The organism is Acinetobacter nematophilus, from assembly GCF_026344175.1.
Classification (GTDB): domain Bacteria; phylum Pseudomonadota; class Gammaproteobacteria; order Pseudomonadales; family Moraxellaceae; genus Acinetobacter; species Acinetobacter nematophilus.
On sequence record NZ_JAPKMY010000009.1, the window covers coordinates 51,388 to 66,022 of the forward strand.

Here is a 14,635-nt window from a genome sequence, read left to right on the forward strand (position 1 = left end):
CCACTATGCCAGCACCATCAACCAATTCATCAATTCCTTTGCAACAGCTTGATCTTCGTGAATTAAAAACTTGGATCAAACAACAGGCTTTGCAATTGGGCTTTGCTGATTGTGTCATTGCACGACCCGATGCTCAAGCCGAATTGGCAAGATTTAAAGAATATTTAAAGCGTGGTTATCATGGTGACATGAAGTTTTTAGAGGAAAATCTTGAAAAACGAGCTGATCCTACACTATTGGTTCCAGGTACAAAAAGTATTATCTGTGTACGAATGAACTATTTGGTCGAAACACCCAAACCACGCTACGTCCCGGATGAGCCGAATTTAGCAATTGTTGCCCGTTATGCACGTGGGCGTGATTATCATAAAATTATGCGCGGTCGTTTAAAAACACTGGCCACGATCATCAAAGGTAAAGTCGGCGAATTCGAATCACGTCCATTTGCCGATTCTGCCCCTGTTTTTGAAAAATCACTGGCAGAAAGTGCTGGAATGGGGTGGACTGGTAAACATACCTTGTTGATTCATAAAAAATCAGGTTCTTTTTTTGTTTTAGGTGAGCTTTTCACTTCACTGGATTTGCCATTTGATGAGCCAGCAACCTCACACTGTGGTTCTTGCACAGCCTGTATCGATATTTGTCCAACTCAAGCTATTGTTGAACCTTATATGCTTGATGCACGCAAATGCATCGCATATTTAACCATTGAATATAAAGGAATCATCCCAGAAGACTTGAGACGTAGTATAGGAAACCGTGTATTTGGCTGCGATGATTGTCAACTGATTTGCCCTTGGAATAGTTTTGCTAAAACTGCATCTATCGCAGATTTTAATCCAAGACATGGTTTAGACCATATGAGTTTATTAGATTTATGGCAATGGGATGAACAAACATTTCTAGGCTGTACCGAAGGCAGTCCAATCCGCCGTACAGGTTATCAAAGTTTTATGCGCAATATTGCCATAGGCTTAGGCAATGCACCCTATTCAAACACCATCATTCAAGCTTTGACCCAACATAGACCATTGCATGATGAAGTTGTGCAAGTCCATATTGACTGGGCGATTACAGAGCAAATGAGCAAAAAACCGACGGTTTAGACTTATTTTATTTATGTAAATCTACTGCCTTTTAATGTCCAGTTCCCTGCAAAGTTATCTTTTATTTTAATTTTTAATGACTATAACTCGGAAATTATAAAAATCTAAAAATAGAATTTAGTAAGTAAATTTCGGAAAATTCGAATAACTTTGCAACTATATTTATAATTTCAGTTTTCTATTTGATTCAACTTTTCAATCGTAAGATACCATCATATTTGAACATTTTTGCCCTATGGGATTGGCATGAATTATGTATTATATACAGGGATAGATAATGATGATCATGGATTAAACTAATGACAGTACGTAATGACTGGGCTCGTGAAGAAATTCAAGCTTTATACGATCAGCCTTTTTTAGACTTAGTCTTTCAGGCGCAACAAATTCATCGTGAGCATTTTGAAGCAAATAGCATTCAAGTCAGTACACTACTTTCAATTAAAACAGGCAAGTGCCCTGAAGATTGTAAATATTGTTCGCAGTCTGCACGTTATGACTCAAAACTTGAAGCTGAAAAGCGTATTGCCGTTGAGAAAGTCATCAGCGAAGCCAAAGAAGCACTTGAATCAGGCTCTTCTCGTTTCTGTATGGGTGCGGCTTGGCGCAATCCACATGAACGTGATATGCCATATGTCTTAGAAATGGTGCGTGAAGTGAAAGCGCTTGGCTTAGAAACCTGCATGACGCTAGGTATGTTAAACCAATCTCAGGCAGAGCGTCTACATGAGGCAGGTTTGGATTACTATAATCACAACTTGGATACCTCTCGTGAATATTATTCGCACATTATCAGCACCCGTACTTTTGATGATCGTTTAAACACCTTAGATCACGTGCGCAATGCTGGAATGAAAGTGTGTAGCGGCGGTATTGTTGGTTTAGGTGAAAACCGCAATGACCGCATTGGTTTATTACATGAATTAGCCACATTACCAGTACACCCTGAATCTGTGCCGATCAATATGTTGGTCCCGATTGAAGGTACACCACTTGCAGACGTAGAAAAACTTGATGTCACTGAGTGGATTCGCACCATTGCTGTTGCACGTATTATTATGCCACATAGCTATATTCGTCTTTCTGCAGGTCGTGAGTCACTGAGCGATTCAGATCAAGCCCTCGCATTTATGGCAGGCGCAAATTCATTATTCAGTGGTGAAAAATTATTAACCACACCGAATGCTGGCGAAGGTAAAGATAAACAGTTATTTAATAAATTAGGTTTAAAGGCTGAAAAAGCAAAACCTACTGTTGCTGAGCTTTCTGTAGATGCAATGGCAAGTTAATTGAAGTTCTGTTCTAACACCATGTCTCTGCGTGGTGTTAGAAACTTTTTCTCGTTCAGAATGAACTTAGCCCTGTGATTAAATAATCATTACACTGTTTTTCTTCTGCATTTGATCGACAATATCATCTGATTTAAAACCAAGCCGCCAATAGAGCAATTGCAGTACATCCAGTTCATCTTGGGTAATAATCCGATCATTCCATAAACAAATTTCAGCCACACCGAGAATACTTAAACGATCACGTAGCAATAAGCCCGCAATATCATTTAAGATTTCGCCTAAATCGATTGGTTCATCAGATATTTCTTCAAAGAGTTCCAGCTCATCTTTAGATAAAACACGTTCCAAAATCTCATAACGCACATCCAGCTGATTGGCACTATTGATTTGCTGAACATGCAATAAAGCGTCGATTAATCGTACAATCTGAGGCTTCACTGTCTCAAGTGATGATGGTGTATGCATTGGCAGTAAATGTAGTTCAGCTTTTACTCGCTCTATTAACAGTGCATCCAATAAGCCGATCTCACCATCTTCTTGAATAATTTTAGCCAGTTTGGTGACAAACTGGCGGGCACTCGTTGCAGGCATGTTGCCAAGATTCTCACAGGCATCATGAAAGATTTGAATATGGACACGACCATCCAAACTTAACAATGAATCAATGATTGCTCGACTGACTGCTGCATCGGATGGAATAAATTCACGGTACTGACGGATCATTAAAATCGCAACCATCACTTCACGAGAACCCGTTGCTGTCTGCATTGCACGCTGAATTAAATCTGAGCGCTCAATTTGACGGCGCACTTCTGGGTTCAAAGGTTTAATTGCATCATTTAAGGCGAAGCTAATGGGCGATAAACGTAACAGTGGTAATGGCTGTGGTGAAACCCACGGATTATACACTTCACCAGAAGACTCTTCTAACGGACGCAACAAACTAAACAACGGCTGGCTGCGCAATTTCTTTAAATTTTCTAATTGTAAATCTTGCAATAACGTGGGGTTCAACTCATAAATTCGATCTTCAATGTTCGGATGAATATTCAACCAACTTTGTGGACTCAACGAATTAGCAAAACACATATGTGCAATCGCTTCAGAAAATTCACTATGAATCTGTGAACCCGCATGATGCACATAAATCCGTAGCAAAGTTTGTACATTGGCATTATTTAATAATAATTTCTTGGTTTTATAGTCATTATAAAAAGTACGTCCGCCCAATGTGAAATATTTAATCAAACGATTGATTAAAATCCCCATACTCCCCAACAGCCAAATCACACCACCGACAGCAACAAAACTGGTTTCAAATTTATGTTGGTTACCTTTGGCGTTGTAACGATTAAAACCCTGTTTAGCAATTTTACTTCCCAACTGACTAAAAGTAATCAGTCCGCTATATAGAATCTTGAGCCGAGTATTTTCACGTGCTTCACCAGAAAGAATTTGATTAAACTCATGCCCTAATAATCCGTAAAGCTCTAATTCATCAAGATTCTGCAAGGCTCCCCAGGTTAAAATAATCACTGTATCTCTTGGAAGGAAACCTGCAGTTAAGGCATTTACGCCCACTTCGTCTGGTAAAACATATAAAGTAGGTGCATCAATCTCAAAAGTTTCTGCAAATTTATCTGCCAGATGAAGTGCTACGCTTTCTTCCGGGGTACTTTCGACCTGACTTAAACGACGTGCCTTCAACTGTTTGGCTAATGAATGCCCCCCCGTACGAAAAACGTAAAATTCATAGGCAATGGACCAACCAATAATAATTATGATGAGTCCAACACAGTAAGGACTTAAAATATGCCACCAAATTTGCTGTTCACGATTGACGTAATGGACCAATAGCCCTAAAACGGTATTGAGAATAAAAATAGTCAGTACGACTGCAAGTAAGCAAATACTCGCAGACCACAACATATTCTTGTTTTTAATCAAATAATGGCTGACATCTTTCAATGTAAAATTCCTCATTACATTGCAAAATACTATAAATGAAAAAAGCGGGAACTTCCCGCTTTTTCTCAATCAAAATCAATACTGACTTACATCTCTTCTTTTATACCGCATAAATCAACTGAAGATGCATCAATGTTGACATCAATATAACCATCTTTTTGCTTTTTCGCTGTGTCACTGCGACTTTGCTCAAGATCATTTAGATACTGTTCGTTAATATCACCCGTCACATAAATACCATCAAAGACTGAGCAATCAAATTCTTGAATTTCAGGTACTTTACTGGTTCGTACGGCTGCTTTTAAGTCATCCAGATCTTGGAAAATCAAACGATCAGCACCAATAATATCTTGAATTTCTTCAACACTACGGTGTGATGCGATCAACTCTGCTTTAGCTGGCATATCGATACCGTAAACATTTGGATATTTCACCATCGGTGCAGCAGAAGCAAAATAGACTTTTTTTGCACCTGCATCACGCGCCATTTGAATGATTTCATTACAAGTCGTACCGCGTACGATTGAGTCATCCACCAGCAATACATTCTTGTCTTTAAACTCAAGTTCAACGGGGTTTAATTTTTGACGTACCGATTTTTTACGCTGTTGTTGACCTGGCATGATGAAAGTACGACCGATATAGCGGTTTTTCATAAACCCTTCACGGAATTTTACACCCAGAATATTTGCCAACTCTAGAGCCGATGTACGACTTGTATCCGGAATTGGAATAACCACATCAACATCATGATCATCGCCCCATTCACGAAGAATTTTCTTCGCCAGAGTTTCACCCATTTTCAAACGTGCTTTGTAAACCGAAATACCATCAATTGTGGCATCTGGGCGAGCGAAATACACATATTCAAAAATACATGGACGATAACGTGATTGGCCCGCACATTGTTGTGAGAAAAACTCACCTTTTGAATTGATAAATACTGCTTCACCTGGCTGGATATCACGTTCCACTTTAAAGCCGAGTGCTGTAATCGCAACTGACTCTGAGGCAATGATATATTCCTTCTCACCGCTTTCTGTCAAACGTGAGCCATAGATTAACGGACGAATACCATTTGGATCACGAAAACCCACCAAGCCATGCCCTGTAATCATTGCTACAACACCATAAGCACCTTTGCAACGCTCATGTACACGTTTAACTGTATGAAAAATATCTTCAGGTGATGGGGTTAGTGACGCACATTTTTGTAATTCATGTGCAAATACATTCAACAATACTTCAGAGTCAGAATCTGTATTCATATGACGTAAGTCAGTTTTAAACAGATCATCATGAATATCAGCAGCATTGGTCAGGTTACCGTTGTGTGCCAAGGTAATCCCATAAGGTGAATTTACATAAAAAGGTTGTGCTTCAGCACTGCTTGAAGATCCCGCAGTTGGATAACGCACATGACCAATACCATAGTTACCGAGCAATGCACGCATGTGACGGGTATGGAAGACATCACGCACCATACCATTATCCTTTCTCAAGAAAAGACGCCCATTATGACAAGTCACAATCCCAGCTGCATCCTGTCCACGATGTTGTAACATCGTCAACGCATCAAATAACATTTGGTTTACAGGTGCTTTACCTGCTATACCAACGACTCCACACATAACTACCTCGCAGACCAGCTAGGACTAATAAAACGGATTCTTTGTCGAATGTGCTGATTGATCATCATCTTCAGCTTTTGATGATCGATCAGTATTTCTCACAGCATCATCGGAATGCGCTTGTGACTGTATATGATTTAAGGCTTCGTTTGCTGCATCTTTAGAAATTTCTGATGCCAGAGGGGCAAACGGCAGAAGCGTCTGAATAACTTTAGACTGTTTCCAAGTCGGTGAACTGTCAACCCAAGGACCTAATCCCTGCATAGTTATGAGGACGATAAACAAACCTTTCAAGGTCCCCAATGCACCACCAGCTAAACGATTTAACGGTCCAAGTTTTAAGGTCTTTAAAACCTGATTGAGTATTGCTGTTGCAATCCATGTTAAAACAATAATGACCAAGACAATAAATGCAAACGCAGCAATTTTCTGCACTACAGGATCCTGACTCAGTGCAGACATAGAGGGCGCGATGATATTGGCATATTTTGCACCGACAATCAGTGCAAAGATCCATCCTATCAAGTTCGCAAAGGCTTTCACGAATCCTTGTCGCAAACCGTTTAGCCCTCCAATGAGCAATATAATCAGTAGGATAATGTCTAGGGTATTCATCGTTTAGGTCATAGCATTAACACAGTCTTTGATCAGTGTAGGACCTGTATAGATCATACCACTATAAATTTGAACTAAGCTCGCACCTGCTTGTTGTTTTGCAACAGCTTGTTCTCCCGATAAAATCCCACCGACACCAATTAAAGGAATTTTACCCTGTAATAATTTAGAAAATGCAGCTAAACACGCTGTACTCTTTTCAAATACAGGCGCACCGGACAAGCCACCCGCTTCATCGCCATACGGCAAACCTTCAACCCCTTCACGAGATAAAGTTGTATTGGTTACAATAAGCCCATCGATTTTAAACTGCAACAATTGTGAAGCAATAAATTCAATATCTGCTGCATCTAAATCTGGTGCAACTTTCAAAACAAGCGGAACATAGTGCTGCAATTCTTCGGCCAATGCTAACTGACGTTTTTTGAGTGTTTCTAACAGTTCAGTCAGTGCATGCCCACTTTGTAAAGAGCGCAGATTTTTGGTATTCGGTGAAGAAATATTCACCGTAATGTAAGACGCGTAGTGATAAACTTTTTCCAGACAAATCAAATAATCGGAAACAGCGTCCTCAACAGGTGTAGAGGCATTTTTTCCAATATTGATTCCCAAAATACCTTTAAATTTTGCTGCTTTGACATTCTCAACCAATTTGTCTACCCCATCATTATTGAATCCCATACGGTTAATGATGGCTTTGGCTTGAGGAATACGGAAAAGACGTGGATGCGGATTGCCTTCCTGCGGTTTTGGTGTAATAGTTCCAATTTCAATAAAACCAAATCCCAAACCTGCCAAGGCATCGATATATGCACCATTTTTATCCAAACCTGCAGCCAACCCAACTGGATTAGGAAACTCAATCCCCATACAAGTGACTGGTTTTGACGCAACGGTTTGACGCATCACACCCATTTTATGGGCAGATTTAAGCATGGATAATGTGAGTTCATGTGCACGCTCTGGTGCTAAAGAAAACAACAAAGGGCGAGCAAGTGAATACAACATAGCTATAAAAGTCTACTGCTTTTTAAGTTGCCACATTATAGGCACAGTATGCTGAAAAGGCTATGCTTGAACTGTGTTTATTTTCAGTACTTATTGCACCGTCGCTGTTAATTTAATCTGCGCGCCTTCTTTCACCAGTTCCATCTTTTCCAAGCTGACGCCCATCTGCGCAATTTGAGTCAGAAAGTTTGCCAGAACAGCGTAATTTTGATGTTGCGCAACAATTTGAAACTGCTCACCAACCTGCTGAGAGGCAACAGAAAGCCCTTGCTGTTGTGCAACACGTTGAATTTTATCTGCCGTGGTTAATGCCAAATCATCCGCTGGCTTCATGGTGACAACATTACTTTGCATCCACACCACAAGATCTTTCATTTCATTTAAACGCAACTGTTGTTTTTCTGCAGCTTTATGGGTATACCACAAGGCTGCACCAACCGCGGCAACAATCACAAAAATCGTTGTAAAAACAACCATGATGCGTTCACGTGCTGACATTTTTTCCAAATTGTCAGCTACTTTTTCAGACCAAATGTCTAAGCGGTTTTGAAAGTTTTCCATCGTTTTCATCATTGTATTTTCACTAAACCGACCACAGTCGCACCCTGAGTCTGAATATTACCCAATTCCGCCTTAAAACCTTGTTGGTTTAATTGCTTTACCAAAGTCTGTAATGCCTCCGAACTCTTTGCAACCAAATCCATGTTTAAGACAGAAGTTTCATAATTAACCCGATTGGCTATAATCTGATGTTGCATCAAAATTGGTCCAACACGACTGAGCAATTGCAATGCCTGTGTATTCGCACCCTGACTGAGTTCAAGTTTATTTTTAAACTGACGTTGTACGGATTCTTCTGTAATTCGCTGTTCATTGGGGAACCATTTTTTATATTGATCGACTGCAATCAATGCCGTTTGATCGGCAACTTTTTTCAGCTTAAACCAGCGTAATGTATCATAACTCAGTTGTGCAACAATCAAAGCCACCACTAAAACTGCACAAGCTTGCCAATAACGAGATATTCCCTCATTTGCCTGTTTGGCTTTAGGCAGGACATTAAATGGATGCTGCTTCGCCTTTTTGATTTCCGTAAACTGATAATTAAATGGCTCACGCTGTTCAGTTGTTGCTACAGCAAATAAACTGGTCGCTTGTGCGTCGGTCAGGGAACTATATAAAAAAGTTTTTTCTCGATCCGCAAAATCCAGATACAAACCAAGATCATCGATCGAATTGCCGAGAAACTCATTCTCACGCACCAACAATTGTCCATTAACATTAGCTAAAACCACCTGCCCACTTTCAGGAATAGGCAACATTAAAAAGTCAGGCAATAAAGCGACGATCTTTAAAGGAACCAAAGACAAAGAATGTTGCATCGTGGTAATCGTGTGTTGATTCACCCCCAACACTGAAACTTGGTCTGGTTGCTGAAAGTGCGAAAAGACTTTCATTTGGTCAATCGGTAAAATGACATACTCTTCAAGTAAATACTTAACACCATCTGCACCCAACTGTTTATATTGAGTCTTGCTAAATTTTTGCTGAAGAATCTGCACTTCACGACTTGGAAAGAAAACAACTGCTTCTTCGCCTTGGTAAAGTTTAATATCTTGAATTAATTGTTCTAGGCTCGAAGATGTGGTCCAATCACTTCCTCGAGACCATTGCCAAACCCCATTGGCTTCAGGCATCCATAAGTACAACATTTATCGTTTTCTGCCGTGTGTTCTTTTAACAATGCTTTTATACAGTTGGAATAAAGGCTTTATTTTGAGTCGATAGACCATTTGCGATGACTGTTTGCTCATAGATCCGAGCTTCTGCCAAGGCAAAAGGATTAAAATGCTCATGTGTCAGTTGTTCTGCAATATGCCCAACTACATTCATATGACATACCACCACAATACGTTCAAATGGTAATTGTGACAACCATTCAATTGCTATTTTTGCATCATCTTCAGGCTTAATTTTGTCACAGACCAATACCGATATCTCTGGAAAATAAGCCTGTATATGGGACAATGTTTCCTGTGCCCTCAATAATGTACTCACAACAAATACATCTGGGCGTACTGTTTCTTTCAAAAATTGTGCTGTTTGTTCCGCTTGTAAATGTCCACGTTCTGTTAGAGGACGTTTACTGTCCACACCATTGATCGCTGGGGCTGCTTCACCATGACGCACCAAAGTCAGTTGCATAAGATTTCCTTTTGAATACTGCACTGATTATAACGAGGCTTTGTTACAGATCTATCTCTAAATCCCAAATTGTAAGGAATTAAACCTCATTATGAGGCAACACAAATTCCACATCACTTCGATGTCCATTTTTCATCAATGAAACAGCGATATTAAGGGGTGGCGCCCCTTCGAAAATAACTTCATAGAGCGCTGTGGTTATCGGCATATAGACGTCCAGCTCTTTAGCGCGTGCATTCACTTGTACAATGGTATTGATCCCTTCTGCTGTTTGTCCCAATTCCTTTGTCGCTTGTTCAAGTGTCTTTCCAGAACCTAAGGCAAAACCAACTTGATAATTCCGACTCAATGGACTATTGCAGGTTGCAAATAAATCCCCAACCCCAGACAAGCCAAGAAATGTCAATGGATTGGCACCCAGTTTAACAGCAAATCGACTCATTTCTGCCAATGCACGGGTAAGAATCATACTTCGTGTATTTTCACCCACTTTGTACGCTACTGCCATCCCCATGGCCACTGCATAAATATTCTTTAATGCACCACCTAACTCGACACCATGCACATCATCACTGCCAAAAACCCGAAACAATGCGCTATGCAAAGCTTGTTGTACTGCATAACGAACCAACTCACTGTCACTTGCGATGACTGTACCTGCGGGTTGCCCAGCCATAATCTCTTTGGCTAAGTTTGGGCCCGAAAGTACACCATAAGGTACTTCAGGCAGTTCTTCACAAATAATATCACTCATGAAACTGAAACTTTTGGCTTCAATTCCTTTGGTCAAAGACACTACAGCTTGTGCACTAATGAATGGCTTGATCTGGCGCAACACATCTCGAAATGAATGACTGGGAATAGCAACCAAAATAATGTCACGGTCACGCACCGCTTTTTCCAAATTTGACTCAGCACGTAAACCTGCTTCTAATTGAAAGTCGGGAAGATAGCGCTTATTGATATGTGTAGTATTGATTTCATTTGCGATGGCTTCGTCACGAATCCAGATCATGGTATCACAACCATTGCGTACTGCCGTGTTCGCCATTGCGGTACCAAAACTACCGCCCCCCAATACAGTCACACGCAGTGCTGTCTTTTGATCCAATACTACGGGTTCAATTAAATCTTTAAATCGTAAATCCGACATTATTATTATCCTAAAAACTAATCCTGAAATATTACATGTGAATGTTTAACGAGTTTTCAGACTTGAGCTCTCGTTATTTTGTGATTAATTCTGCCAAAAATGAACATATGCTTGAGTGTCATTTTCGGGACGCGGTGCAATTTCTTTTGCAGCTGTCCCCACGTAAACAATACCTGAAATTAAATCACGATCTGCCAAACCAAGTGCTGACTTTAAGTGTTTAGATTCAACCACCGCCCCACTACGCCACATCGTTGCAAAACCTTGAGCCTGTAAAGACAACAAAAAATTTTGAATCGCTGCACCACTACTTAATATTTGCTCGAAAAATGGAACTTTGGGATGATCTTGAAATTTAGTCACAGCCAAAACCAAAATCGGTGCGCGAAACGGGTGATGTTTTACCCTTTCAATTTGAGCAGAGTCAGTTTCCCCTAAATCCGCAATAGATTGAGCCAACAATTCTCCAAACGCCTCACGCTGTTGACCTTCGACCACAATAAATTGTGTTGGTTTTAAACGATGATGGTCTGGCGCAGCAAGTGCTGCCTGAAATGCAATATTCAGTTGCTGATGTGATGGCGCAGGCTCAATCAATTGACCAATCGATTGACGTTTGTGGATATTGTCATGTACTGCTTTGAAATTTAAATCTGACATTGACCTAGCTGTAATCTATTTAAATGGACTGTTTGTAAGATTAGCATACTCTAAAATCATTAAGCTATCTCAGCAAAAATTTACTCAACAGCCACGTCAATTTTTTAAAGAAAATGCTCAAGCTGAATTTTAGTTCTGAAAATTGTTATGTTCAACCCATAGCCGTATTTATCAATAAGACCAATAAAAACTGCAAAAATTATACATGTTTTTCAATATTTAGCACATATTCTATGTTCAAATCATGGCTAATTAAAAAATTCTTTTATTTAATCAACGATAATTTGGAGTCATTATGAATAAATTAACAGCGCTTTCGCTCCTAGCCAGTTCTGCACTATTTCTAAGCGCATGTGCATCCAACCCAACTCAAACTTTAGCCATTCAAAAAGCCGACAATCAATATGAAGTCACAGGTTTAGGTAAAGATCAAATTACTGCAAAAAACAATGCCATTGTTGCTGCCAACAAAACTTGTGGCAAAAAAGCCGCACCCGTCTTAATCAATGAAAAAACTGAATATCATGGAACTTTAAATGGTGTGGTCGATGAACAGACTGGCAAAATGATCACTGCTGCGGCTGGAGTGATCGGTTCTGTCATGGGCAAAAACTACGGAATCGAAAAAGATACTGACTACCAAACCACTTTAACTTTTAGCTGTAAAACCAATTAATCTGATGATTTCAATTAAACATCCCACCTAATGAACCGTCCCAATAATTTGGAAGTTTGATTAAGTGGGATTTTTAGTTTGATCTGTATCAATTGAATTTAAATGCTCAACAATAACCTTCCAAGCGCGTCAAAGGTAATTTCTGTCCAATGGCCTTTTCAATCGTCGGTAAATTAAAGGCATCGTCTTCTGACAAGAAACTGATACTAACCCCCTGAGTTCCTGCACGCCCTGTACGCCCAATACGGTGTACATAATCATCAGACTGTTCAGGGAGGGTAAAATTGATCACATGCGATACACCATCAACATGAATACCACGACCAGCAACATCTGTTGCAATCATAATATTATGTTTACCATTTTTAAATTGATCCAACATTTTCAAACGCTTATCTTGTGCAATCTCGCCAGAAAGCATGACCACTTTATAACCATCCGCCTTTAAATGATCATACAATTTACGGACCTGATCACGGCGATTGGCAAAAATCATCACTTTTTCAATCGGTTCATCCGTTAAAATTTCACGCAATAACTTATATTTGTCTTTCTTTTCGACGACATAAACGCGTTGTTCTACATCCGCATTGGTTTTCTTTTCTGGTTCAATTTCTACTGTGACGGGTTCGAAAAGCCATTGCTGTGCGAGATTAAGCACATCATAACTGAAAGTAGCGGAAAACATTAAAGTTTGACGTTGTTCTTTACGTGGAGAGAAACGTACAATACGTTTTACTGAAGGGATAAAGCCCATATCCAATAAACGGTCAGCTTCATCAATGACCAAAAACTCGATTTGATCTAACCAAATTTCCTTCTGTTCAGTAAAATCAATTAAACGACCAGGTGTCGCAACTAAAATATCAACAAACCCTTGATCCAACTGCTTTCGCTGCTTGTCAAAATCTACACCACCCACCAACGTGACGACATTTAAATCACTATATTTCACCAAATCCTTGGCGTCATTTTCAATTTGAATCGCCAACTCTCGTGTCGGAGCAAGAATCAAAGCACGCGGCTCTCCGCGATAGCGTTGCGTCTGAATCGGATTGGTAAGTAAATCATTAATAATACTGACTAAAAATGCAGCGGTTTTTCCCGTACCAGTTTGAGCACGCCCGATTGCATCATGTCCTGCCAAAGTATATTTCAATACTTTCTGTTGGATGGGGGTCATTTCTTTAAACCCTAAAGCATCAATCGCTTGTTTAAGTTGCGGATGTAAATTAAGGGTTTCGAAACCTGATGACATAAATACGAGCTCTAGCTGTAGACACTTTGAATTGTGCCCATTATAAACAAAAAACGCCCCAATTTATAAAAAATTGGAGCGCCACTTAAATTTTTAAAAATTTAAGATTAGTCTAAAGGCTGAACTTCTTCAGCTTGAAAACCTTTTTGACCTTGCACAACGCTGAATTCAACACGCTGACCGTCACGAAGTGAACGATGACCTTCACCTTGAATAGCACGGAAATGAACGAAAACGTCATCACCGCCTGCGCGTTGGATAAAGCCGAAGCCTTTAGTGTCGTTGAACCATTTAACTACGCCTTGTTCACGAGCTGTCATAAGTTAATCCTCAGTTATTAAGAAAAGGGACCACCCGGTGTTGCAAACAGCAGAGCAAACAAAGTTTTAAAATATTTTGTAATTTCAAAGCTTGTAATCATTCTGTAAAACTATTAACAAAATCCCGGTTACATCCATTTGTAATAGGGTTCAAAACAACAATTGTTTCTGATAAATCCTAAATACGCAACGAGCTTAACATGGGTTTATGACAATTAATAGAATTTTTTTTGATAATTATTTTCGATATCAAGCTTATTTTTTATACACCTTGAATATTATATTTTATCAACGCAAGAATATTGCAAATTGTGTTGGGTAGTTCTAAGAAACTTGCTAAAATACTACGTCCTTAACAGTGTTATATTTTTGCCATAAAATGAATAAAACTTTAGGTCAGACACCTATTGATACAAACCCAACCGAAATTGACAGTATGGGTAAACCTTGCCCGATGCCTTTGTTAATGTTGAAACGTGAATTAAAAAAAGCTGTGCCACAGCAAATGTTCTTGTTAAAGTCATCTGACCCACACAGTATGATCGACATTTCCCGTTACTGTGAAATGCATCAGCTTGACTGCCAATTGACTCAAGTATCTGAGCATGAATTTCATTACTTAATTGAATCTTAATTATTTTCAATTAAAATTTATTTTTGCAAATTTGCATATATGTTTACATTTCTATACCCAAATTTTCTTACTTATGTACAATATTCGAATTAAGATGAATGCATTAGTA

At 39.5% G+C, this 14,635-nt stretch carries 15 protein-coding genes; 4 read left to right on the plus strand and 11 right to left on the minus strand.

Features of this window, described 5'->3' with window-relative positions:
• Positions 1 to 5 precede the first annotated feature (5 nt).
• Together queG and bioB are read left to right on the plus strand one after the other, a co-directional pair.
• Complete coding sequence (queG, locus tag OSH00_RS15350) at positions 6 to 1,106, plus strand: tRNA epoxyqueuosine(34) reductase QueG (RefSeq protein ID WP_266131171.1); 1,101 nt, start codon at positions 6 to 8, stop codon at positions 1,104 to 1,106.
• Between the two features lie 299 nt (positions 1,107 to 1,405).
• Complete coding sequence (gene bioB / locus OSH00_RS15355) at positions 1,406 to 2,395, plus strand: biotin synthase BioB (RefSeq protein WP_196075620.1); 990 nt, start codon at positions 1,406 to 1,408, stop codon at positions 2,393 to 2,395.
• A 78-nt stretch (positions 2,396 to 2,473) separates the two neighbouring features.
• On the opposite strand, the gene OSH00_RS15360 is transcribed toward bioB, so the two are convergent.
• The 9 genes from OSH00_RS15360 to OSH00_RS15400 all read right to left on the minus strand — a co-directional run bounded on the left by OSH00_RS15360 (position 2,474) and on the right by OSH00_RS15400 (position 11,638).
• Positions 2,474 to 4,366: a M48 family metalloprotease gene (locus tag OSH00_RS15360; RefSeq protein ID WP_266131172.1), complete on the minus strand. Its 1,893-nt coding sequence runs from the start codon at positions 4,364 to 4,366 to the stop codon at positions 2,474 to 2,476.
• Positions 4,367 to 4,452: 86 nt separating this feature from the next.
• Positions 4,453 to 5,997, minus strand: a complete 1,545-nt coding sequence (purF, locus tag OSH00_RS15365) for an amidophosphoribosyltransferase (protein ID WP_266131173.1) — start codon at positions 5,995 to 5,997, stop codon at positions 4,453 to 4,455.
• Positions 5,998 to 6,021: 24 nt separating this feature from the next.
• A complete protein-coding gene (locus tag OSH00_RS15370; RefSeq protein ID WP_266131174.1) occupies positions 6,022 to 6,612 on the minus strand; it encodes a CvpA family protein in 591 nt (196 codons plus the stop codon).
• 3 nt (positions 6,613 to 6,615) lie between these two features.
• Positions 6,616 to 7,620, minus strand: a complete 1,005-nt coding sequence (locus OSH00_RS15375) for a quinone-dependent dihydroorotate dehydrogenase (protein WP_266131175.1) — start codon at positions 7,618 to 7,620, stop codon at positions 6,616 to 6,618.
• A 90-nt stretch (positions 7,621 to 7,710) separates the two neighbouring features.
• Positions 7,711 to 8,190: a type II secretion system protein GspM gene (gene gspM, locus OSH00_RS15380; RefSeq protein WP_266131264.1), complete on the minus strand. Its 480-nt coding sequence runs from the start codon at positions 8,188 to 8,190 to the stop codon at positions 7,711 to 7,713.
• Positions 8,190 to 9,332, minus strand: coding sequence for a type II secretion system protein GspL (gspL, locus tag OSH00_RS15385; RefSeq protein ID WP_266131176.1), 1,143 nt, complete (start codon positions 9,330 to 9,332; stop codon positions 8,190 to 8,192). Before gspL ends, gspM begins: the two co-directional genes overlap by 1 nt.
• Positions 9,333 to 9,369: 37 nt before the next feature.
• Positions 9,370 to 9,825 (minus strand): phosphohistidine phosphatase SixA, encoded by a 456-nt coding sequence (sixA, locus tag OSH00_RS15390; RefSeq protein WP_266131177.1) that lies wholly within the window; start codon positions 9,823 to 9,825, stop codon positions 9,370 to 9,372.
• 79 nt (positions 9,826 to 9,904) lie between these two features.
• Complete coding sequence (locus OSH00_RS15395; RefSeq protein ID WP_266131178.1) at positions 9,905 to 10,978, minus strand: NAD(P)H-dependent glycerol-3-phosphate dehydrogenase; 1,074 nt, start codon at positions 10,976 to 10,978, stop codon at positions 9,905 to 9,907.
• 84 nt (positions 10,979 to 11,062) lie between these two features.
• Positions 11,063 to 11,638: a nitroreductase family protein gene (locus OSH00_RS15400; protein ID WP_266131179.1), complete on the minus strand. Its 576-nt coding sequence runs from the start codon at positions 11,636 to 11,638 to the stop codon at positions 11,063 to 11,065.
• Positions 11,639 to 11,933: 295 nt separating this feature from the next.
• On the opposite strand from OSH00_RS15400, the gene OSH00_RS15405 reads away from it, so the two are divergent.
• Positions 11,934 to 12,314, plus strand: coding sequence for a hypothetical protein (locus OSH00_RS15405; protein WP_266131180.1), 381 nt, complete (start codon positions 11,934 to 11,936; stop codon positions 12,312 to 12,314).
• A gap of 106 nt (positions 12,315 to 12,420) precedes the next feature.
• Here the strand turns inward: OSH00_RS15405 and rhlB are convergent, their stop codons facing one another.
• Positions 12,421 to 13,572 (minus strand): ATP-dependent RNA helicase RhlB, encoded by a 1,152-nt coding sequence (rhlB, locus tag OSH00_RS15410; protein ID WP_266131181.1) that lies wholly within the window; start codon positions 13,570 to 13,572, stop codon positions 12,421 to 12,423.
• Between the two features lie 107 nt (positions 13,573 to 13,679).
• On the minus strand, positions 13,680 to 13,892 hold the full coding sequence (locus tag OSH00_RS15415; protein ID WP_004824348.1) for a cold-shock protein: 213 nt from the start codon (positions 13,890 to 13,892) through the stop codon (positions 13,680 to 13,682).
• Between the two features lie 379 nt (positions 13,893 to 14,271).
• On the opposite strand from OSH00_RS15415, the gene OSH00_RS15420 reads away from it, so the two are divergent.
• Entirely contained in the window at positions 14,272 to 14,526 is a 255-nt protein-coding gene (locus OSH00_RS15420) for a sulfurtransferase TusA family protein (RefSeq protein ID WP_266131182.1), read from the plus strand.
• Positions 14,527 to 14,635: the final 109 nt, after the last annotated feature.